Here is a 20,071-nt window from a genome sequence, read left to right as displayed (position 1 = left end):
AGAGGACAGCTCCGTCAAAAATTTCCTGTTTATTTTTTGGAAACCATGTTGACTTGGAGTATGCTCCAAGTAGTAGGCTTGTCTTAAGCGGCCGCTAAATACGATTCCGAGGAGATGAACGATCATGCAAAAGCAGACGGTTTTCATTACAGGCGCCAACAAAGGGATCGGTTACGAAACGGCAAGACAGCTTGGCAAGCAGGGCTACTTTGTTTTTTTGGGAGCACGCAGTGAAGTGAACGGACAGGAAGCGGTTCGCAGGCTGCGGGAGGAGGACATTGAGGCCGAGTATATTTCGATTGATGTCGCAAATCCATCCACAATTGCGTCTGCGGCTGAAGCAATCGCAGCGCTAACCCCTTCCCTAGATGTATTGATCAACAATGCCGGAATTAGCGCAGGAGGCAACGTCCCAAGCGAGCAGAACATCGAGGACATCCGCCGTGTGTACGAAGTTAACGTATTCGGCCCGATCCAGATTATCCAGGCGATGCTGCCGCTGCTGAGAAAGGCGCCGCTGGGTCGAATCGTGAACGTGTCCAGCGGGCTGGGATCCCTGACTTTCAACAGCGATCCGACCCATGAGCATTATGGGACCAATCCGCTGGATTACAACAGTTCCAAAACGGCGCTGAACGCTGTCACCGTTATGTTTGCCAAAGAATTCGCAGGAACCCCGCTCAAGATTAATGCCGTCGATCCCGGATATACCGCGACCGACCTGAACGGGCACAGCGGAACGCGAACCGTTCCGCATTCTGCCGGCACGGTAGCGAAGCTTGCCTTGATCGGTGAGGACGGCCCTTCCGGACGTTTCTTTGACGAGAACGGCGAGATTCCCTGGTAAGATTGGATTCCCTATAAACCCGAATCGTCCGCCGGCGACGCGGATGCGCGAAGGAGTGTTGATCCATGATTGAGATTTCGGACAAACCGCTGACGATCCGCGAAGCGGCGGAGCTGACGGGTTTAAGTGAGGATACGCTGAGATATTACGAACGTATCGAGCTGCTGCCGCCCGCCGAGCGCAGGTCGAACGGCCATCGCTTCTATACGGCCGACCAGGTTCAAGGTATCCTTTTTCTAATGAAGCTTAAGTCGATCGGCATGACGCTGGAAGAGATGAAGCAGTTTCGGATGCTGACCGACCGGGGCGACGGTACCATTCCCGAGCGCAAAAAGATTTTGGAAAAGTGCTACCGGAACATTAATGAAGAGATTGAACGGCTGCAAAACGTGAGGAAAGCGCTGGATTATAAAAAGGATCATTACGACAAACTGTTGTCGAATTCGTCTCTTGACGATCCTGGATGCGACTTTTTGTCATATAAATGAACGGCGAATCATCAAAAAAACAGCAGGGCTCCCATAGGGAGCCCTCAATGTGTTGAGAAAGTCCGCATCAAAGAAAAGCGAAGGAGCGGAGGGGGAAATTCAGTGTAGGAACGATAGTGCTCGCCTTTGAAATCGAGAAAATCTCATAACATTTGATCACTTTTCCCGATTTCAACACGCGACCGAAACGAATTTCTCCCGCAGCTTTTGATTTGATTTACATATAGGACCTTCCCGACAGCCTGAGAGCTCCCATAGGGAGCCCTGTTGTTTTTTGGTTCAGGAAGGGTCGGCAGATCGGTTCGGAGTGTGTCGGAATCCTTCGAAAAATAAAGAGAGGACGTTCATCGCGTCGGCAAGAGCCTCCGGCTGTGCAGATTCGTTCGCAAGTCGAAGAGCCGTCTCGTTCAAACCGCCCGACAGAAAATGCGTCAGCGCATCAAGAGGAACCTTTTGCAAATATCCGTTCTCCTGCATCATGCTCAGCTGTTCCCTCAATAATCGCATGGAATGATCGTTATCCATCGCCCTCCACGTATCCCAGCCGACTACCGCCGGTCCGTCGATCAGCATGATTCGTCTGTTTCGTTCCTCGATCGCTGCCGTAACGAAAGCGCGGCAGCCGTCCAGGAGCTGCTGCCAAGAATCTTTGCTTCTCGAAGCTTCGGTCTCCACTTGTTGAGCCACCTCGCGTTGAACCTCTTCCAATACGGCCCGGAACAATTCTTTTTTGCTGCGAAAATGATGATACACCGCTCCTCGCGTCAAGCCCGCTTCATGTACGATTGATTCCAGTGCCGTACTCGCATAACCGTACTCTGTAAAGTGGGTTCTGGCTACGTCTATCAGTTTGCGGATTGTTTCCTTCGTCTCGGCCGTACTTCTTCTCACAATTGATCGGTTCTCCATTCTTTTTTCAAATGTCTTCTATATGAATGCTTAAAAATATGTGAATGCTTAAAAATATTGATCGTTAAAAGCTTCGCTTGGAGGGATAACGGTAATGACATCAATAAGAATCCCGTTGGGATCAGAAGTCATGAAATGCCGCTGTCCGAAGTCTTCGCTGCGGATTTCGAGTTCGAGAGGAAGGCCGGCTCCCCGTATCAAGCGTTCATACTCGGCATCTACATCGTGTACTTCAAAATTGAGAATCAACCCTGTTGTCTTTGTCCGGTAAGCTTCGGGGATAGTTGGATGAGCCGCGTCAAGAACAGCCAATTCGAAAGGAACTGCGCTGCCGGACATTTTTAAGCTCACATACCAATCCGCTTGAAATGCTTTGTGAAATCCGAAATTCTCCATGTAAAAGGCCGCTGTAACTTCAACCTGATCCGTTAAAATGACCGGATAAAAGCTTGATGTTTGCATAACAAAACCCCTTTCGGCTGGATTAGTTGAACCGTAACATACATACTGTATGTATGTAAATGAAAATATGCGATCTTCATTCAAAAAAGAAGAGAGGGGTATAATAAAAAATAGGCTTTTTTCGTCGAGCGCTTGATGCTGTATGGAAAAGAGGAATGTCCAATGGAAACGGAAAAACCGCTCAAAAGCGGCTTATGGCTACGAACCGGAACCGCTCTGCTGATTTCGCTCGCGGGAGCCGGATTGTTCCATCTGCTGAGTCTGCCCGTACCGTGGCTGCTGGGACCGATGACCGCGTCGCTGATCGCATCCAATCTGCTCAAGGGACGCTATGCTTGGCCTTCCAAGATCCGCAACGGGGGAATGATCATTGTCGGCTATACCATCGGGCTGGCCATGACGGGCGAAGCACTGCGTCATATGGGGACTCAAGTACCTTATATGATCCTGATGACCTTTCTGCTTCTGCTGCTATGCGCCGGCATCGCGTATATGATCGGCCGACTGTCCGGAGCCGACTTCAAGACGTCGCTGCTCAGCAGCGTACCGGGCGGATTGTCACAGGTGCTGATTCTGGCGGAAGAGACCAAGGGGGCAGATTTGACGCTTGTGACGGTCAATCAGGTGATGCGCCTGCTGCTGATCATCGTTCTTATTCCGCTGTTGATTCACAGTCCGCTGTTTGGGCAGCATGCGAATGAAGCGGCGCAGGTCACGGCTTCGGCGAAAGTGCCGTGGAGCGGGCTGTTTCCAAATATTCTGGTGTATGCGCCGCTCTGCATCGGACTTGCGATTCTGGGGAAAAAGGTTCGATTCCCGACCGCCTTCCTGCTGGGCCCGGCATTCGGTACGGCGCTGCTTCAGGCAAGCGGCTTCCATGCACCGCCGCTGCCGATCGGCCTGACCGATGCCGCACAGCTGGCGATCGGCACATATGTCGGCATGCTGCTGAAGCCGGCGCAGATTCAGCACAAAGTACGAACGTTCTCGTTGGCACTGCTGAGCGGTACCCTGCTGCTGGTCGGTTCGATCGGATTAAGCATACTGCTGACCGAACTGGAACCCATATCGGCGGCGACTTCGCTGCTCAGCCTGGCGCCGGGCGGCATGGATCAGATGGGGATCATCGCCCACTCGATCGGAGCCGATCTGTCGATTGTATCGGGATATCAGCTGTTCCGAACCTTTTTCATTTTTTTCGCGATCCCACCGCTGCTGCGGATGTTGTTTCGATACACGGATCGCAGAGAGCAGGGGGCCGGAGCAAATGCTCACATCGGCAAAAAGCCGCTTCCTCTGCGCGACCGTGCGGACGAGCGGGACTGGGATGACTGAGGGAGGTACGAGGATGAGGAGATTTGGGATTTCTATACGCCTGCTTATACAGCGGCAGCGGCACACTTGAAGAGCGACAGGAACAGCAGACGCTTGCGGCTGCTCACTTTTCGAACGGAGGGGAAAAATGAATGAATGGTATGCGGTAGCAGGATTTATTTTGCTTGGAATCGGATTGATCGATTTTGTGTGGAGCACGCTGTGGGTAGAAGGCGGCACAGGTCCCGTGACCATGCGCTTGTCGGCCGTGGCATGGAAAGGATTTCGTGCGTTGTTTGGTAGACGCCCCCAAATGCTGAGCTTGGCAGGGCCGATCATTTTATCGCTTACCGTGTTGACTTGGATCGGATTGTTCTGGGTAGGTTGGACGCTTGTTTTTGCATCGGATCCTCATTCGTTGATCGACACGCGAACAGACACCGTCGCTTCGTGGGGAGAACGGTTTTACTTTTCCGCCTATGCGCTTTTTACGCTGGGCAACGGCAGTATTATACCTAATGGTACACGCTGGGAGATGGCAACCATTGCGACGACCGCAACCGGTATGCTGTCCATTACGCTGGCGGTTACCTACTTAATTTCCGTTTTAAGCGCGGCTGCACAAAAGCGCGCCTTTGCACAAAACGTTTTCGGTATGGGGCGAAGTGCAGAGGAAATTCTTTCGGAGGCTTGGAACGGCAGCGATTTTCATGATATGGATTTGCTGCTGCATGATTGCGCGTCCCAATTGAGCAGTCTTACTTCCCAACATCATGCCTATCCGATTCTGCATTATTATCATAGCGAAAGGATAGAGCAATCCGGCGGTGTCGCCGTTGCCGTTCTCGACGATATAGTGTCACTTCTGCAGTTTGGCGTACGGTCTTCGGATCTCATAAATAAGCTGATCTTGAAAGAGACGCGTTCCAGTATCGATAATTATGTCAGTGCACTGGGGGCCGGTCATCCGCACAAAGCTTCCCAAAAGCCTGATGCGCCAAGGTTGACCGTTTTGCGGGAACAAGGCATTCCGGTACAATCGGACGAAGCTTTTGAACAGGCTCTGAAGCCATCTATCGACCGTCGGCAAAAATTGTTGGGTATTCTGCAAATGAGTGCCCGAAAATGGCCGAAGAATTAGCAGGCGGACTGAAGCGGACAGGCGAGCAAAGTCTATACGGATGTCGTTCCAGCAGCATCTACAGTTTATCCATTGAAGCCGCTCCGCCGATCTGTTAAATGGGATCGAGGGTCAGGGCGAGCGGCGGGAAGGCGCGGAAGAGGGGTTTTCTCCGCGTTCTTTTTCGTGCGTACGGCGCCATTTTTTGACCCGGTTCATACCGGCGGCCGCAAAAGCGGAAAAGACGACCGTAAGCAGACAAACAGCAGCGTAGTGACCGGGGCTGCTGGCGATCAGCAGCTTTTCGCCGTTTATGACTTTGGCGACGCCGCGGACAACAACAATTGCCAGAGGATGCAGAATATAGACCCAGGTTCTCCATGCACGCAGCCGTTTGGACCCGCGGACATTCCAGGTCGTCGACCAAAGGAACAGCAGAAAAGCAGCCGGCACAGAAAATAAATACATGCTGTCGTGTCGGGGCAGATCCAGGCTGCGAATCCATAGACCTTCGGCGATTAGCAGGGCGAGCGCGAGAATCGCCGCAGCACCAAGGCGGAAATTCGCGGCGCGTCCGGAGGGGGACGACAGCGTTCCCCGGCGTGAGTTCTGTGACGAAATAGCGCCCGAACCGGGTTCGGCATCCTGCGCCGCGACGGAATCCGAGTCGTCCGGCTGCGCTGTAAAGATCGGCTGCAGGGCTGGTGTAGCGAGTGTGAGGTCATCCTCTGCGCGAGGAGCTCCTGCGGCTGCTCCTGTTCGGCGGGCCAGCACTGCCCCCATCAGAACGGGCAGCGGGGCAAAGAAAAATCCGTTACGCGTGTAATCCATCCACTGATACAGCGTATCGTAGAGAGGCTGCAGATGAAGAGTGCCAACAGCAAATCCGTAATAGCTGTCGCCGAGCAGGCCGATCGCATACAGAAGGATAGCGGCCGTCCAGCTCCAGAAGAGAGAAGGCAGACGGCTCAGGAAGTAGATCAGCCAGATGCCGATCCAGAGCGCTGGGAAAAACCAAAGATGATAAAAGGTGCCATCCAGCACGATGTCCCGCAGCCCAGAAACGACATCGACACCTTCTTTGAAATCTCCCTTGTAAACGTTGAGCGGCAGATAGATCAGAATCGATAATCCGTACAGCAGCACAATTTTGTTCGTATAGCGAATAACGGCAGAGACGTTCGCGGACGAATCGTCGGTAAATTTGCGGAACAGAAAAAATCCGGCACCGATAAAGAAAATGGGCACGGCCACTCTCGAAATCAGTCCGGCAACCAGAAAATCGGCTTCGGAGCTGATGCTGGCCAGCGGAGACGTATGATTGGCAATGACGAGCAGCGCGGCGATAAATTTTAGCCAGTCCGTTCCCCCGATCGTTCGGGATGGAGTTCCGGCAATTCCGTCACGGCGATTCCCGGCAAAGTTACTTCCCATGGAAATCCGCTCCGTTCTGCTCCTCGGTGTGCCGCAGCCGTTCTGTGTATTCTTCCAAACATAGATCGTGCTCTTCCATAAGTGCGGCGTGGGACGCTCCGACATAGCGGAAATGCCACGGCTCGCAGGAGATGCCGGTCAGATGCTCCTTGTGCGCTTTATAGCGCTGAACGAAGCCGAATTCGGCGGCTCTTGCTTTGAATGCTCCGCATACGCCTTCGTCGGGAAAATCCGGCGCGATAAAGTTGAGCCCTCCGGCGGCCGAGCCAACATCCACGGCAAGCCCCGTATGGTGCTCGCTGCAGCCTGGCAGAGCTACGAACTTGGCGGTATACTCCGATCCGTTATCCCGCAGCGAAGATGAATAAATCTCTGTCTGTTCGGCCAGATCGCGATAGCCGCTGACTATGACGATATCGTTTTTGCCGTTCACAGCTTCCAGCAGCGCGTTCAGCCGTTCCAGACAAAGCGTGTCAAGCCGGATACGATCGTCTAGTACCCGGATGCCCGGGCAGGAGCCGACAAAGGCCAGCCGGCTTTCCGTATCCGCGGCGTTTTCGGACACGGGATGGTCACGGTTGACGAGCACTGGAACCGGATCGACTACTGGCTTGTTCGGCAGGCGATCCGCTTGATGCGCTTCTGCTCGTTTTGCGTTTAGCTGCGGAAAGTATCCTGTTTGATTTTCCATGTTAGTTCTTCCTCCTTCGATAATCCTTCGTTCTTCTGGTCTTTTCGCAGGCTTCTCGGTACCCGTTCCGTCAGCGAAGCGGTGATCTCCTGCGGAACGATGCCCGCGCGGGAAGCTGCTTCCGCACAGAAGATATGCTCGCCGCCCTGGCTGCCGATCAAGATCACGGGATCGCCCGCCCGGCATGGACCGGGAAGACGGATCGTCAGCTGGTCCATGCCGATCCGTCCGACGATCGGGGTGCGTCTGCCGCCGACCAGCACTTCGCCGTGTTGCATGATCTGCGACCAGCCGTCGGCATAGCCAATCGGTACCGTGCCGATCCATTCCTCGCCCCGCGCCTTATAGGCCCGGTCGTAACCGATCGTATCTCCTGCGCCGACTTTTTTGGCCTGAATCAGTGCGCTGCGCAGTGTAAGTGCCGGCTCCAGCTCCCACTGCGGCGCGAGCGCTGCCGGATAGAACCCGTAAGCCGCGGCACCGATCCGGATCATATCGAGTGCCATATCCGGAAATCGCAGCGCTGACGCGCTCCCGCAGCAATGTACAAGGGTAGGGTAGATCCCTGACGAATGTGCCCATTCCGTCATGGTCAGAAAGCGTTCATACTGCAGCCGCACGAAGGAGGTGTCCGCCCAACCCGCCGTGGCGAAATGGGTGAATATCCCTTCTGTGACAATGTCGCTGCGCTTCAGCCATGGAAGAAGCCGGTTCCATTCTTCCTGGTTTCGGAGCCCAATCCGGCCGAGTCCGGTATCCAGCTTGATGTGCACACGAAGCGGAGGACCGTCGTCCGCGGCAGTTTGGCTGCCGTTCGCGTTGTTTAAATGACCCGTACGCTTTGCAGCGACCGTGTCGTTCGCCGCGTTTACGTCGTCCAAGCCGCTCATATCGCTTGGTTTACGCTGCAGCCGGAATTCCTCTCGCCGTTCGAACCACTCGGCTTCCGTAACGGTAAGCCGGATATCCAGAGCAGCCGCAAGTTCCGCATACTGCGGCGGGACAGGCATCAGCACGAGAATTGGCAGGGTGATGCCGTCTTCGCGCAGCCGAACCGCTTCCTCAAGCAGTGCGGTGCCCAACATGTCGGCACCGGCCGCTTCCGCAGCCCTTGCGCTCTCCAGGGCGCCATGTCCATAACCGTTCGCTTTGACGACTGCCATCAGCCGGACCGAAGCCGGGAAGCGGCGGCGGATCTTCGACAAATTGCGTTCGATCGCTCCTGTATCGATTTCGGCCCGGGTATCTCGGTAGACGGCGCTCATCGCACGCTGCTGACGGACTTCTGGGTATGGCGGCGCTCCAGCGCATAGTCCATCAGCTTTTCGATCAAGGCGGCGTAGCTCGTTCCGTCCGTCCGCTCCCACATGACGGGATACATGCTGGTGCCGGTGAAGCCGGGCAGCGCATTGATCTCGTTCAAGTACACCAATCCGTCTTCGCCGAGGAAAAAATCGACCCGCGCCAACCCGCAGCAGCAGAGCGCCTCATAGGCTCGGATCGCCGATTCGCGGATCTCTGCGGCGGCTGCCGCCGGAATCTCCGCTGGAACTGACATGCGGAGCTTAGGGTCGGCGTATTTGGCGCGAAAATCGAAAAATTTCACGCCGTGCAGAAATTCGCCCGGCAGCGAGGCTTTGGGGCGGTCGTTGCCCATGACCGCAACCTGAATCTCGCGGCCGATTACTTCGCGCTCGACGACGAGCTTGACGTCGTACCGCAGCGCTTCGTCGATGCCGGCTTCCAGTTCGGCCGAATTTTCGCAGCGGCTGATGCCGATCGAAGAGCCAAGCGTGGCCGGCTTGACGTAGCCGGGAAGCAGACCGCGATTTTCCAGGCGGCGCAGGACGCCTGTACGGTCTTCGTCCCATTGGCGGCGAGTGACGACTTCGTACGCGGTCTGGCGGATACCGGCAAGTCCGGCAAGCCGATGGGTCACGTCTTTGTCCAGCGTCATGGCTGCGGACAAAATGCCGTTGCCGACATACGGAATATCCAGCAGTTCCAGCAGACCCTGCACCGTGCCGTCTTCGCCATTCGCGCCGTGCAGCAGCGGCAGTACGACTTTCTCGCCGGTTCGTCCGAACTCGACCGCCAGAACCTCGCCCAGCGACGATGCCGCGTCGGCATGACGGGATGCCGGTGTCAGCTGCTCCGCAGCCAGTCCTTCTTCCGGCATCCTTCCCAATCCGGTCCACAGGCCTTCGCGGGAAATATAAATCGGATATACCTCGTGTTTTTGCGTATCCAGTGCATGCATCACCGTTGCCGCCGTTTTCAGCGACACTTCGTGTTCCGGCGATTGGCCTCCATACAGCACGTAAACGATCATAGGTGTTCAGCTCCTTTTTCAAAGTCGGGTTCTGCGGCCTAACGAAGAGTTTTGTATATGTGAACGGCTTCGCCGCGTAATTTGTGATTCAGCTATCGGTAGACAGAGAGTGAGAGCGGATGGACAGTTCCCTGCGCCGCAGTACATGAAAGACATGGTATTGATCCGAAATATATCGCTTATCCAAAATTTTGTCCGGCTTCGCAGCCCCTCCTTTCCCAGAGGGCCCTGCTCTGCTACAGTTTGAGAAAGACGACAAACGGCGAACGGGCTGCTGACTTCTGGCGGACCGGCGCCTGAAAAGGAGAGGGCAGCAGAATGAGCGAACACACTAAGGAACACGACGGATACACTGCGGATTTGAACTCTGCAGATCCAACGCGTATGCATGTGGATGTCGAAGATATCCGGAAGCGGATCGACGCGCGTTTCCGGGACGGAAAGTTTGACATGCTGTTTTACGACGTGGAGGATAATATTCCGGCCGATATGCTCGATTCCGAGCGCGAAGTACCGGAGGAGCTGCGGGGTGAGGAGGATGGGGAGTGGAAATTCTGGAAGCCGGTTCCTTCGACAATTGCGGACGAAGAAATCGGAGAGCTGGAATCGCGGCTGAATGCAAAGTTTTCGCCTGCATTTCGCGCCGTTCTTCAGGCTTATCATCTGGTGAGCTGGACCTCTGCCGGAATGGCGGACGGAGAAGGCGGCTATACCGGCGGCTGCATGTCGTTCTCGCTGCCGACGCTTACGACGGAGCTGCGGTTGTCCGGGGTGGAGGCCAACGCGGCTCAAGATTGGGGCCGGCTGATTGAAGCGGGCTATCTGCCGTTTGCGATCGGTGAAGACGGGCAGGGACCGATCTGTTTCGATCTGGAACGGCGCGGCGCAGACGATGACTGTCCGGTCGTCTGGATGCTGCACGATTACCTCGTCGACCTTGGCCCGGAAGGCATCTCCATTCGAGAAAAGGTAGAGCCGCATATGCGTCAAATTGCCGATTCGTTCCGCGAGATGAAGGCTGTGCTGTTCGGTGGGGAAGATGAAGCCGACGGACGATAAGACGGGGATGAAAAAAGCGGAACCCTTTATTCAAGGGTTCCGCTCAGGCTGTTGAGAAAGTCTTATTCGCTATGGACACTCAAACGCTGGGAAAGAAATTCGTTCCGGTCGCATGTTGAGATTGAGAAAAAGAATCAAATTTTAGCTGCATTTTATTAATTTCCAATGCAACACTATTGTTCCTGCACTAAAATTCTCTCTCCACCTGTTGGCTTCGCTTTGGCTTCCGCCGACCGCTTGTTGCCTTTGTAGATCAGATACAGTGAAATCACCATGAACACTAGCGCCAGCATTCTTTTCCAATCCAGCTCGATATGCAGGCTGTTGAACCAGCCAAAGTGGTCGATGATTATGCCGATAACGAGCTGTCCGGCGATGCCGGCGATATTCGCCGCGATTACGCCGATCTTTGGCACGGCCATAACGGTCAGCAGCAGGTAAGCCGTCCCGAGGAAAGCGGCGCTAAGCTGCCATTTGGGTGCGTTCAGCAGACCCAATACATCGCCCTGTCCAAAAAAGAGAATCAGAATTACGAGAAACAGCGTTCCTGTCAGGAAAGTCAGAAAGGTTGTCTCCAGCGTACCCGCTTTGCGGCTGAGGGCGCCGTTGATCGAAGACTGCGCACTGAGCGTAATGCCGCCGATCAGGGTGAACAAAATCATAAATAATCCCATACTGCGAGCCTCCTAGTTAATTAATAACAGCGCAACGGTCATGGATAGCACCGCAAGCACTTTTTCTTTGTTAACGCCTGTCCGTTCGCTGCCCAGCCAGCCGTAGTGTTCGATGACCATACTCATGATCATCTGTCCGATAATGACGGCGACCATGGTCGTACCTACACCAACAAATGGAACGCTGACCACGATAGAAGTCAGATAAACGACGCCCAGCACACCGCCGAGCAGCGACCATTTGGGCGCTTTCAGTACGTGCGGCAGGTCTCCTTTTCCGAAAAACAGCAGCAGCAGGCCCATAATGACGGTTCCCATCAAAAAGTTGTAAAAGCTCGTTTCGATCTGTCCGACCGATTTGCCGAGTTCGGCATAAATGGCGCCTTCGAAGCTTAAAGCGGCGCCGGCCATCAGAGCCAATAAATAATAGATGTAACGCATGATAGACCCCTTTTCTCAATAATTAAATATCTAGAAAAATCGATATAGACTCCAAAATAAAAACGGACTCTTTGAAAACTAGAGTTCCGTTCTTATATGCTCGGCCAACTGCCGGATCGCGGCTTCGTTTCGCCGATAATATGTCCATTGTCCATATCGAAACGACTCAAGCAGGCCCGCCTTTTGCATCATGTTCAAATAGCTGGATACGGTGGACTGCGATACGCCCGCCTTTTCCTGAATATCGCCTACGCACACGCCGCCTGCGAAATTCACTCCCTTTGGGATGTGCGCACCTTGCGCGGGAAAATGCTTGTCCGGTTCTTTCAACCAATTGAGAATCTGAAGCCGGGTCTCGTTGGATAACGCTTTGAACATATCGATAGTTTTCATACTTGGCATTGTATATCGAGAATTCTCGATATGTCAAGCTTGAAAGACAATCGAGAGCATTGCTGCATCGCTCAAATGCCGAATAGAGTGCAAAAACATGGCCTTCTCCGGGAGAGAAGGCCATGTTTTTGTGTTCGGCTGTTATCCGTTTCGCGCTTCGACTTGGCGCTTTCCGGCGTCTCCCGCCGGAGCCGCTTCAAGCAGGACGCTTTTCCACCGTGCGTAAACGTTCTGCGCCGCCCCATTGTCGAGCAGCGGCTTGGCCGTATAAATGCCTTCTTCGATCGAACCGACCGCACCCGCCAGATGCAGCCTTACTGCCGCGTTAAGCAGCGTCTGATTATAGTAGGCCATATGTCCGCCGCCCTGCAGCACGTCTTCAAGCGTTTCGACTTGGCGGCGTGCGGTCCAAGGCTCGTCTTCTTCCGGAAGCTCCGTATCCAGTCCGTACATTTCCGGATCGAGGAGGTCCAGTTCGCATCGGCCTTCTTCGACCGTATGAATTCGCGTCGGTCGATGGATGAATACATCTTCAGAGCCTTCGGCGCCCTGAACGATCAGCGCTTTACGATAGCCGAGCCGGCTCACAAGCCGGGCTAGACGATCGATCACCGTATTGTGGAACACGCTCAGTACAAGGTATGGGGAACAGGCATAATCGACGAGCTTCTCTGCTGTGTTCAGCAGGGTGCGCATGCCTAATTCTTCTCGAATGTCATGCAGACGTCCAAGCGGCGGACACCATTTGGCGGAATCAGCGAATAACACGCCTCCTCCTGCATGATGGGCTGTTGCGCCTCTACTTGCAATCGCTACATTCGCATCTGCGCCTGCATTCACTGCCGCGCTCGCGTCCGCCGCTGCAATCGCATCCGCCCGGCTCAGCCTCAGCGGATCGATGCCGATCGCGCGCAGAATATCGTGCAGCACGATGCCGTATTTGGGCGGAAGCGGGGCGGAACCGTGCAGCGTAACCGGTACGCCCGCTGCCGCAACGACAAAAGCGGTCGGCAGCGACGCCCAGAACGTCTTCTGCCGGCCGTCGTAGGGCCCTGCAAAGTCGATGCCGGGTCTGCGGCATTCCCGATAAGAGTGTCTGCGCAGCACGGACACGAAAGCTTCCAATTCCTCGGCGCTCTCCAGCTTCAGCCGCTCGGCGATCAGAAAAGCCCCGGTCTGCGCGGGAGTGGACCGACCGCCGAGTATATTTTCCGCGGCTTCCAGCGATTCTCCATAGTTCAAGTCGCGAGCTCCGCGTTTGCCGCGGGCGACTTCTTTCAACAAATCGATCATATGGAAAGCCTCCTCAGGATTGTTCATGCAGCAGTTGATAGACCTTGACGATTGACGTGGCGACATCGACCATGCGCTTGCGTTCATTCATGGCCTGCTTGCGCAGCAGGTCGTAGGCTTCGGATTCGGATATGTTTTTGCTCTTCGACAGAATGCCCTTGGCCATATCGATCCATTTGCGCTCTTCGAGCCGGGCAAGCAGCTTTTCCCGTTCTTTGGTCCACTGTACCCGTTCGTAACAGCGTCTGGCGCTGAAATGCAAAATCCAGTGCACTTCGGACGGCTGCATATGAGGAGACAGAATACCGTCGATCCGTACATCGTCTTCACACGCGGATACGGACAAATTGGCGGTCTCCGACGTGCACCACCAGAGGGTAGGGACGGTCTTGCGGGACGTCAGCAGATCCGCCCAGCCGTTCATTTCTGTAATGGGAAGAGCGAGCACGGCCGCGTCGGCTTCTCCGACAAGCTCGAATGCTTCTTCGCGCGTGCCTGCTAACTGGATCAGATAGCCGCATTCGCTGAGCGATCGGACGGGACTTTGCTTGTCCGAAGCGGGGTCATACGACGGATCGGAAGAATGGTGCACGATCAATAAGCTGTGCATGAACGACGCTCCTTATGTTCAGAATCCTTTCTGGCAGGAAGTCGCGCAGTCGGTAAAACCGATAAGGCTGCAAATACTTCCAATTTTCTATGTGTTACTTTTTATAACACGAAAGCTGTCTCATTGTCGACTATTTTAAAATTTCAAAAAATGTATGTCAAAATTGTTGACGTGATAATCAAAATCCGTTATAGTCGAACTCAAGAATTCATTGATGCGGATACAATGATGTGTCCGATTGAAGCGGCAATGGCGCCTGCTTTCACCTTATACGTCAACGGGAAACGGTACTGTTTTCCGGGGCGGGTGAAGCGGGCTGTTTGTGTTTTCCCGTCTGTCCAAATTCCGATTTCCCTCTCTGGAAGGAGCGACTTCATATGACAAACAAACGCAAAAAACTGGTGCTCGTCGGGAACGGCATGGCCGGTGTACGTACGATCGAGCATCTGCTCAAGTTGGCGCCGGACATGTATGACATTACAATATTCGGAGCGGAACCGCATCCGAACTATAACCGAATCATGCTGTCGTCAGTTCTGGCCGGCGGAGCGAGCATGGAAGAGATTGTGATCAACGATTTGGACTGGTATCGGGATAACCGAATCACACTTCACCTGGGTCAAGCAATTACCAGGATCGACAGCGAAACCCGTCGGGTGTACGCCGAAGGCGGCATTGAGGAAGAGTACGACGAATTGATTCTCGCTACGGGCTCGAACGCCTTCATCCTGCCGATTCCCGGTGCGGACAAAGAAGGCGTGATCGGCTTCCGCGACATTAAAGACTGTCAGGCGATGCAGGAAGCGTCAAGGACGCACAAGAAAGCAGCGGTAATCGGCGGCGGTCTGCTCGGACTGGAAGCGGCACGCGGCCTGCTGAACTTGGGAATGGACGTAACCGTCATTCATATCAACGAATACTTAATGGAGCGTCAGCTTGATCGTCCCGCTTCAATTATGCTTCAGAAAGAGCTGGAGAACCAGGGGATGAAGTTCCTGCTCAAAAAGCAGACGGAAGCGGTGCTCGGCAAACAGCGGGCCAAAGGACTCCTGTTCAAGGACGGCAGCATGCTTGAAGCAGACCTGGTCGTTATGGCTGTCGGCATTCGCCCGAATGTAGCTCTAGCGCAGCGCAGCGGCCTTGTCGTAGAACGCGGCATCGTGGTCGACGATCATATGCGTACGAATCTGCCGGGTGTGTACGCGGTAGGCGAATGTGCGCAGCACCGGGGTATTGCTTACGGACTGGTAGCGCCGCTGTATGAACAGGGTGCCGTGCTGGCCAAGAATCTTGCTGGCGTACCGGTTGAAGGCTATGCCGGCTCGGTCACTTCGACCAAGCTGAAAGTATCGGGCGTCGATGTGTTCTCCGGTGGTGTCTTCGTCGAACCGGAAGGAGCACGGGCGCTTAGCTATCAGGACGAGATCGAAGGCGTGTACAAAAAGCTTGTCGTGCTGAACGACCGCCTGATCGGCGCCGTGCTGTTTGGTGAAACGTCAGAAGGCGCTTCGCTCTTCGCGATGATCAAGAGCGGAGAAAGCATCGCCGGACGGGAAAAGGAACTGCTGCTCGGTTTGTCCGCCGATGCACTCTCTTCCGGAGGCGGCGGTGGATCGGCGGCTAGGCTCGAAAGTATGCCGGCTGATGAGATCGTCTGCGGCTGCAATGGTGTATCCAAAGGCGATATCGTCCAGGCGATCGACGGCGGCTGCAACAGCCTTGGACAGATCAAAGGCTGTACAAAAGCTTCCGCTTCCTGCGGCGGCTGCAAACCGCTGGTGGAAGGGCTGCTTCAGCTGTATGCCGGCGATGCTGCCGTAACGGTCAAGGAAGGCATCTGCGGCTGTACAACGCACAGCCGCGACGAGATCGTCGCCGAGATCAAGCGGATGGGGCTGAAGACGGTCAAGGAAGTCATGAACGTCCTAGAATGGAACAACGACGAAGGCTGTTCCAAATGCCGTCCGTCTCTCAACTATTACTTGGGCATGCTGTGGCCGGCAGAGTACAAGGACGAGAAGGAATCCCGCTTCACAAACGAACGTTATCACGCCAACATCCAAAAAGACGGGACGTATTCGGTCATCCCCCGCATCTATGGCGGCGTTACATCACCGACCGAACTGAAGCGGATCGCTGAGGTCGCAGAGAAGTTCGACGTGCCGTTGGTCAAGTTCACCGGCGGACAGCGGCTGGATCTGCTCGGCGTCAAGAAAGAAGATCTGCCGGGTGTCTGGGAAGCGCTGGATATGCCTTCCGGTCACGGCTACGGCAAATCGCTGCGCACGGTCAAAACCTGTGTGGGCTCCACCTTCTGCCGCTTCGGCACGCAGGATGCAATGGGCATGGGCGTCCGTCTGGAGAAGGCATTCGAACGGATGAGCGCACCGGCTAAGGTCAAGCTTGCCGTATCCGGCTGCCCGCGGAACTGCGCGGAAGCCACGGTCAAAGACTTCGGTGTCGTAGCGGTCGACGGCGGGTGGGAACTGCATGTCGGCGGCAATGCCGGTATCCATGTCCGTGCAACCGATCTGCTTGGTTTTGTCAAAACGGACGATGAAGTCGAACAGTGGGCGAGCGCATTCCTTCAATATTATCGGGAAAATGCAACCTGGAACGAGCGTACTGCTCCGTGGGTAGAACGTGTCGGTCTTGAACATATCAAGGAAGTGCTGAGTGACGAAGAAGAACGCAAAGCACTGCAAGCTCGTCTGCGCGATACGCTGGATCAGACAGTCGATCCATGGAAGGAAATTGTCAGCGAACCGGAACTGCGTAAAAACTTCGAGCATCTGCCGGTGGCGCAGCTTGTATCGACTCCAGGGGAGCAGAGCGGTCAGGACAATTCGGCCGGAATGGACGGACAGAAAAAGGAGGAATCCGCATGAGCCAAGCAGCAGAACAAGTACGCGTCGGCAAATTGAGCGATATCGATCCTCTGGGTTCGCGCCGCTTGAATATCAATGGTCTGGAAATTGCGCTGTTCCGTTTGTCGGACGACGAAGTGCTGGCGGTGGAGAACCGCTGTCCGCACAAAGGCGGCTTATTGTCCGAAGGAATGGTATGCGGACCGGTGGTTCACTGCCCGCTGCATGATTGGCGTATCGATCTGCGCAGCGGAGAGGCTCTCGATCCCGATAAAGGATGTATCGAAACGTTCGATACATTGGTGGCGGAGGACGGAACCATTTTTCTGACATTGAACACTGCTGCAGAAGGAAGCGGCAGCGCCGAGTCGGATAGTCACATTGCGTGAAACCTATTACTGCGTAAAAAACATGATCGCTTAATGCCTGTTGGCGTACAGAGTACATGATGCCGATAAGGTACGGACGCCGGGCCTTTTCACATTCGAAAGCGAGGGATACCTATGGATTGCGTCAAACTGGGCGGAGTCACGCAAACGATGATTGATACTGTTCCATTATTCGTCACGGAGCTGCTCTCTCCCGCCGCCTATAGCGAACGTACCGAGCGTACAGAACGAATCGATTCGGCCGTGCCGGAGAGCAGCCTATGAGCCGGGGCCGAATTTCGATCGTCGGCGCAGGACCCGGCGATCCCGAACTGATTACCGTCAAAGCGCTTCGGCGTCTGGAGAAGGCGGATGTCGTGCTGTACGACCGTCTCGTAAGCGATGAGCTGCTGAATTATTGTGCGCCGGGTACGCTGAAGATCTACTGCGGCAAAGCGCCCGGCCGTCATGCGCTGACGCAGGAGGAGATTGACAGGCTGATCGTCGATTACGCCAAGGTAGGTCATCATGTGGTCCGGCTGAAGGGCGGCGATCCGTTCATATTCGGCCGGGGCGGCGAAGAAGCGCTGGCCGCCGCCCGAGCGGGTATTCCGTTCGAGGTGGTACCCGGTGTGACATCGGCGGCCGGTGCGTCGGCTTCGGCCGGTATCCCGCTAACCCACCGGGGAACGGCCGCGTCATTCGCCGTTGTTACCGGCAGCCGCTGTGGAGAAGCTGATGCGTCGGTACGCTGGGACCTGCTTGCCTGTGGTGCCGACACGCTGGCGATCTATATGGGCGTCTCGAAGCTGGAGGAAATCAGTGGCGAGTTGATCCGGCACGGTCGCTCTGCCGATACGCCAGCTGCGCTGATCGAAAATGCGACAATGCCATCGGAGCGGGTCGTGACCGGAACGCTTGGCAGTATCGCCCGGCTGGCCGTCGCAATGAAAGTTGATAATCCAGCTATGCTGCTGATCGGCGACACGGTCGGGATTCGGGAAATGCTGCAGCCTATCGTCATGGAGCATCGGGGTATTGTTTGAACATGAAGGCTCGTTAACGGAACATCTATCCGTTAGCGGGCTTTTTCGAGCTGCGGAGGGTCAAAAGAAGCGCAGCTTTGGTCCCTTGCCGTTGACCCATCTTCCGGATATCTTGGAGATGAAAGCTGAATGTGCCTGGTTGGAAAGAGAGGAGGGCTGTTCGCGAATGACGGCTGTACAGCTTCGAAAAGCCGCTCTTCGATAATGGATTCACCGGAACGCAGTCATATAGTCAGATTACGATGTTAAAACGATTAAAAGAGGAGATGGAATCATGAACGAAGCTCTGCAAATCCGCGATCATCTGCTGCACGAATTGGAAACGGGAGTACGCACCGGTGAGGCACTGATTCGACGTATCCGGCCGGAAGATTGGGAGTATCGTCCCCAGGACAATATGCGTTCGCTGCCGGAGCTTGTGAGACATTTTGTACTTGTACCGCGAAGCGACCTTGCGATCATGCAGGAAGCCGGAGCCGAAGAAGTGGGCGGAATCGAAGGGAGCCTGAATGAAGAACTGGATCCCGAACGGCTTGCCGCCGCTCTGCGAGAAAGCTTTGATCTATACAAAGAATACATACTTTCACTTCACCTGGACGATCTGATGAACCGTTCCACCAAAGCATTCTACGCCGAACCGGGACAGGAACACACGCAGATCCAATGGCAGATCGAAACGCTGACCCATCTGTTCCATCATCGTTCGCAGTTGTACAACTATTTGAAACAGCTTGGGCATGAGCTTCACTTTTCGATGCTGTACATGTAAGAGGCTGCTGAAGTTAAGAGAATAGAAGAGAAGAGAATCATCAGGTAAAAATATAAGGTCCACTTATGAGATAAAAGCATAAGATCCAACATGAGATAAAACCATAAGATTCGACACGAGATAAAACATAAATAGAAGTGAGAATCGGCAGGGGCCGTTAATCCTCACGTAAGAATGCCAAAAAGACCGCTTTACCGTCGTTGAACGGTTTAAGCGGTCTTTTTGATGCTTCCATACAAAGGAGGAATTAAACTCCTGGAAGCGGACATTATGAAAAGCGCGGCATTTCACCGCGCTTCAAACGAAATGCTCCAATTGTTCAAGCGGAAATCAGGCCCAAAGCGGCTGCTGCCGCTTCGGCTTGATTCCATGCGATAAACAAGGGGAATTCGTTCCTTAAGCCTTGTCGCCAGACAGACCGTGACTGGCGCGGAACAGCGTTTCGGCGGCCCACTGGCCGTCGGTCCACTTGCGGTTGGCCGAGTAGCGGGCCGATGCAGCGGTACCCGGCTGCGGCCGTCCGCCGCCGGTCCGTCCGCGCTTGCCGTCCGCACCGGCACGTGAGCCGTTGTGCGGCTTCGGCGCCGGGCGGTCCTTGCCCGCTTCGCCGGCGGCCTGGCTGCCGGTGGTTCTGCCGTTTGACCGGCTCTGTTGACCGGTCGGACGGCTTTTGCCTGCGCTGGCATTCGCCGCCGGCGCTTGAGAACCCTGCGCCGCAGCCTTGCTTGCGGCGCTCTGCCTTGCACGCCCATTTGAGCGCGTGCTTTCTCTAGCTTCGCCTTTCGCAGCGTGCTGCTGCCCGCTGCCTTTGGCTTCGCCCTTCGCAGCGCTCTGCTGCGTGCTTTCTCTGGCTTCGCCTTTCGCAGCGTGCTGCTGCGTGCTGCCTTTGGCTTCGCCCTTCGCAGCGTGCTGCTGCGTGCTGCCTTTGGCTTCGCCCTTCGCAGCGTGCTGCTG

At 55.0% G+C, this 20,071-nt stretch carries 22 protein-coding genes; 10 read left to right on the top strand and 12 right to left on the bottom strand.

The window, feature by feature from the left end:
- The first annotated feature begins 124 nt into the window (after positions 1-124).
- Both F456_RS0115130 and F456_RS0115125 read left to right on the top strand, forming a co-directional pair.
- The gene (locus tag F456_RS0115130; RefSeq protein WP_018977892.1) at positions 125-847 is read left to right on the top strand and encodes an SDR family NAD(P)-dependent oxidoreductase; all 723 of its coding nucleotides are present in this window, start codon (positions 125-127) and stop codon (positions 845-847) included.
- Positions 848-912: 65 nt separating this feature from the next.
- Positions 913-1,335 carry a MerR family transcriptional regulator gene (locus F456_RS0115125; protein WP_018977891.1) on the top strand — a complete coding sequence of 141 codons (423 nt, stop codon included), beginning with the start codon at positions 913-915 and terminating at the stop codon, positions 1,333-1,335.
- 279 nt (positions 1,336-1,614) lie between these two features.
- Here F456_RS0115125 and F456_RS0115120 read toward each other — a convergent pair whose 3' ends face one another.
- Together F456_RS0115120 and F456_RS0115115 are read right to left on the bottom strand one after the other, a co-directional pair.
- The gene (locus tag F456_RS0115120; protein ID WP_018977890.1) at positions 1,615-2,226 is read right to left on the bottom strand and encodes a TetR/AcrR family transcriptional regulator; all 612 of its coding nucleotides are present in this window, start codon (positions 2,224-2,226) and stop codon (positions 1,615-1,617) included.
- 66 nt (positions 2,227-2,292) lie between these two features.
- The gene (locus F456_RS0115115) at positions 2,293-2,706 is read right to left on the bottom strand and encodes a VOC family protein (protein ID WP_018977889.1); all 414 of its coding nucleotides are present in this window, start codon (positions 2,704-2,706) and stop codon (positions 2,293-2,295) included.
- 162 nt (positions 2,707-2,868) lie between these two features.
- Here F456_RS0115115 and F456_RS0115110 point away from each other — a divergent pair, with 162 nt between their 5' ends.
- Both F456_RS0115110 and F456_RS0115100 read left to right on the top strand, forming a co-directional pair.
- Positions 2,869-4,041: an AbrB family transcriptional regulator gene (locus tag F456_RS0115110; RefSeq protein WP_018977888.1), complete on the top strand. Its 1,173-nt coding sequence runs from the start codon at positions 2,869-2,871 to the stop codon at positions 4,039-4,041.
- Between the two features lie 127 nt (positions 4,042-4,168).
- Positions 4,169-5,161, top strand: coding sequence for a potassium channel family protein (locus F456_RS0115100; RefSeq protein ID WP_018977886.1), 993 nt, complete (start codon positions 4,169-4,171; stop codon positions 5,159-5,161).
- Between the two features lie 111 nt (positions 5,162-5,272).
- Here the strand turns inward: F456_RS0115100 and F456_RS0115095 are convergent, their stop codons facing one another.
- The 4 genes from F456_RS0115095 to F456_RS0115080 are packed head-to-tail and all read right to left on the bottom strand — an operon-like array spanning position 5,273 to position 9,597.
- Positions 5,273-6,574 carry an acyltransferase family protein gene (locus F456_RS0115095; RefSeq protein WP_018977885.1) on the bottom strand — a complete coding sequence of 434 codons (1,302 nt, stop codon included), beginning with the start codon at positions 6,572-6,574 and terminating at the stop codon, positions 5,273-5,275.
- Positions 6,564-7,265: a D-alanyl-D-alanine carboxypeptidase family protein gene (locus F456_RS22745; protein ID WP_018977884.1), complete on the bottom strand. Its 702-nt coding sequence runs from the start codon at positions 7,263-7,265 to the stop codon at positions 6,564-6,566. The genes F456_RS0115095 and F456_RS22745 overlap by 11 nt, the downstream gene beginning before the upstream one ends.
- Entirely contained in the window at positions 7,232-8,530 is a 1,299-nt protein-coding gene (alr, locus tag F456_RS0115085) for an alanine racemase (RefSeq protein WP_018977883.1), read from the bottom strand. Before alr ends, F456_RS22745 begins: the two co-directional genes overlap by 34 nt.
- The gene (locus tag F456_RS0115080) at positions 8,527-9,597 is read right to left on the bottom strand and encodes a D-alanine--D-alanine ligase family protein (RefSeq protein ID WP_018977882.1); all 1,071 of its coding nucleotides are present in this window, start codon (positions 9,595-9,597) and stop codon (positions 8,527-8,529) included. The genes alr and F456_RS0115080 overlap by 4 nt, the downstream gene beginning before the upstream one ends.
- 318 nt (positions 9,598-9,915) lie before the next feature.
- Between F456_RS0115080 and F456_RS22740 the strand changes: the two genes are divergently transcribed.
- Positions 9,916-10,656 carry an SMI1/KNR4 family protein gene (locus F456_RS22740; RefSeq protein WP_018977881.1) on the top strand — a complete coding sequence of 247 codons (741 nt, stop codon included), beginning with the start codon at positions 9,916-9,918 and terminating at the stop codon, positions 10,654-10,656.
- Positions 10,657-10,829: 173 nt separating this feature from the next.
- Here F456_RS22740 and F456_RS0115070 read toward each other — a convergent pair whose 3' ends face one another.
- The 5 genes from F456_RS0115070 to F456_RS0115050 form a co-directional block, all read right to left on the bottom strand.
- A complete protein-coding gene (locus tag F456_RS0115070; protein ID WP_018977880.1) occupies positions 10,830-11,330 on the bottom strand; it encodes a DMT family transporter in 501 nt (166 codons plus the stop codon).
- Between the two features lie 12 nt (positions 11,331-11,342).
- A complete protein-coding gene (locus F456_RS0115065; protein WP_018977879.1) occupies positions 11,343-11,771 on the bottom strand; it encodes a DMT family transporter in 429 nt (142 codons plus the stop codon).
- Positions 11,772-11,849: 78 nt separating this feature from the next.
- Positions 11,850-12,164, bottom strand: coding sequence for an ArsR/SmtB family transcription factor (locus F456_RS0115060; RefSeq protein ID WP_026293909.1), 315 nt, complete (start codon positions 12,162-12,164; stop codon positions 11,850-11,852).
- Between the two features lie 141 nt (positions 12,165-12,305).
- Positions 12,306-13,457 carry an anthranilate phosphoribosyltransferase gene (locus tag F456_RS22735; protein ID WP_018977877.1) on the bottom strand — a complete coding sequence of 384 codons (1,152 nt, stop codon included), beginning with the start codon at positions 13,455-13,457 and terminating at the stop codon, positions 12,306-12,308.
- Between the two features lie 13 nt (positions 13,458-13,470).
- Positions 13,471-14,067 carry an ANTAR domain-containing response regulator gene (locus F456_RS0115050; protein ID WP_018977876.1) on the bottom strand — a complete coding sequence of 199 codons (597 nt, stop codon included), beginning with the start codon at positions 14,065-14,067 and terminating at the stop codon, positions 13,471-13,473.
- A 377-nt stretch (positions 14,068-14,444) separates the two neighbouring features.
- On the opposite strand from F456_RS0115050, the gene nirB reads away from it, so the two are divergent.
- The 5 genes from nirB to F456_RS0115020 all read left to right on the top strand — a co-directional run bounded on the left by nirB (position 14,445) and on the right by F456_RS0115020 (position 19,117).
- Positions 14,445-16,955 (top strand): nitrite reductase large subunit NirB, encoded by a 2,511-nt coding sequence (gene nirB / locus F456_RS0115045; RefSeq protein WP_018977875.1) that lies wholly within the window; start codon positions 14,445-14,447, stop codon positions 16,953-16,955.
- Entirely contained in the window at positions 16,952-17,323 is a 372-nt protein-coding gene (gene nirD / locus F456_RS0115040; protein WP_018977874.1) for a nitrite reductase small subunit NirD, read from the top strand. The genes nirB and nirD overlap by 4 nt, the downstream gene beginning before the upstream one ends.
- Positions 17,324-17,437: 114 nt before the next feature.
- A complete protein-coding gene (locus F456_RS24355) occupies positions 17,438-17,587 on the top strand; it encodes a hypothetical protein (protein ID WP_018977873.1) in 150 nt (49 codons plus the stop codon).
- A complete protein-coding gene (gene cobA, locus F456_RS0115030; protein WP_018977872.1) occupies positions 17,584-18,348 on the top strand; it encodes a uroporphyrinogen-III C-methyltransferase in 765 nt (254 codons plus the stop codon). The genes F456_RS24355 and cobA overlap by 4 nt, the downstream gene beginning before the upstream one ends.
- Before the next feature lie 274 nt (positions 18,349-18,622).
- On the top strand, positions 18,623-19,117 hold the full coding sequence (locus tag F456_RS0115020; protein ID WP_018977870.1) for a DinB family protein: 495 nt from the start codon (positions 18,623-18,625) through the stop codon (positions 19,115-19,117).
- 287 nt (positions 19,118-19,404) lie between these two features.
- Here F456_RS0115020 and F456_RS24555 read toward each other — a convergent pair.
- A partial coding sequence (locus F456_RS24555) for a hypothetical protein (RefSeq protein WP_211223573.1) occupies positions 19,405-20,071 on the bottom strand: 667 nt, incomplete at its 5' end.

Source organism: Saccharibacillus kuerlensis DSM 22868 (assembly GCF_000378145.1).
GTDB lineage: Bacteria > Bacillota > Bacilli > Paenibacillales > Paenibacillaceae > Saccharibacillus > Saccharibacillus kuerlensis.
The sequence above is the reverse complement of the archived record's forward strand: the minus strand, read 5'-3'. Positions and strand labels throughout refer to the sequence as shown.

Excerpts from the sequence above, each read along its gene's own strand:
- F456_RS0115130 (WP_018977892.1), top strand. The coding sequence starts at position 125 with ATGCAAAAGCAGACGGTTTTCATTACAGGCGCCAACAAAGGGATCGGT.
- F456_RS0115125 (WP_018977891.1), top strand. The coding sequence starts at position 913 with ATGATTGAGATTTCGGACAAACCGCTGACGATCCGCGAAGCGGCGGAG.
- F456_RS0115115 (WP_018977889.1), bottom strand. The coding sequence starts at position 2,706 with ATGCAAACATCAAGCTTTTATCCGGTCATTTTAACGGATCAGGTTGAA.
- F456_RS0115110 (WP_018977888.1), top strand. The coding sequence starts at position 2,869 with ATGGAAACGGAAAAACCGCTCAAAAGCGGCTTATGGCTACGAACCGGA.
- F456_RS0115100 (WP_018977886.1), top strand. The coding sequence starts at position 4,169 with ATGAATGAATGGTATGCGGTAGCAGGATTTATTTTGCTTGGAATCGGA.
- F456_RS0115095 (WP_018977885.1), bottom strand. The coding sequence starts at position 6,574 with ATGGGAAGTAACTTTGCCGGGAATCGCCGTGACGGAATTGCCGGAACT.
- F456_RS22745 (WP_018977884.1), bottom strand. The coding sequence starts at position 7,265 with ATGGAAAATCAAACAGGATACTTTCCGCAGCTAAACGCAAAACGAGCA.
- alr (WP_018977883.1), bottom strand. The coding sequence starts at position 8,530 with ATGAGCGCCGTCTACCGAGATACCCGGGCCGAAATCGATACAGGAGCG.
- F456_RS0115080 (WP_018977882.1), bottom strand. The coding sequence starts at position 9,597 with ATGATCGTTTACGTGCTGTATGGAGGCCAATCGCCGGAACACGAAGTG.
- F456_RS22740 (WP_018977881.1), top strand. The coding sequence starts at position 9,916 with ATGAGCGAACACACTAAGGAACACGACGGATACACTGCGGATTTGAAC.
- F456_RS0115070 (WP_018977880.1), bottom strand. The coding sequence starts at position 11,330 with ATGGGATTATTTATGATTTTGTTCACCCTGATCGGCGGCATTACGCTC.
- F456_RS0115065 (WP_018977879.1), bottom strand. The coding sequence starts at position 11,771 with ATGCGTTACATCTATTATTTATTGGCTCTGATGGCCGGCGCCGCTTTA.
- F456_RS0115060 (WP_026293909.1), bottom strand. The coding sequence starts at position 12,164 with ATGAAAACTATCGATATGTTCAAAGCGTTATCCAACGAGACCCGGCTT.
- F456_RS22735 (WP_018977877.1), bottom strand. The coding sequence starts at position 13,457 with ATGATCGATTTGTTGAAAGAAGTCGCCCGCGGCAAACGCGGAGCTCGC.
- F456_RS0115050 (WP_018977876.1), bottom strand. The coding sequence starts at position 14,067 with ATGCACAGCTTATTGATCGTGCACCATTCTTCCGATCCGTCGTATGAC.
- nirB (WP_018977875.1), top strand. The coding sequence starts at position 14,445 with ATGACAAACAAACGCAAAAAACTGGTGCTCGTCGGGAACGGCATGGCC.
- nirD (WP_018977874.1), top strand. The coding sequence starts at position 16,952 with ATGAGCCAAGCAGCAGAACAAGTACGCGTCGGCAAATTGAGCGATATC.
- F456_RS24355 (WP_018977873.1), top strand. The coding sequence starts at position 17,438 with ATGGATTGCGTCAAACTGGGCGGAGTCACGCAAACGATGATTGATACT.
- cobA (WP_018977872.1), top strand. The coding sequence starts at position 17,584 with ATGAGCCGGGGCCGAATTTCGATCGTCGGCGCAGGACCCGGCGATCCC.
- F456_RS0115020 (WP_018977870.1), top strand. The coding sequence starts at position 18,623 with ATGAACGAAGCTCTGCAAATCCGCGATCATCTGCTGCACGAATTGGAA.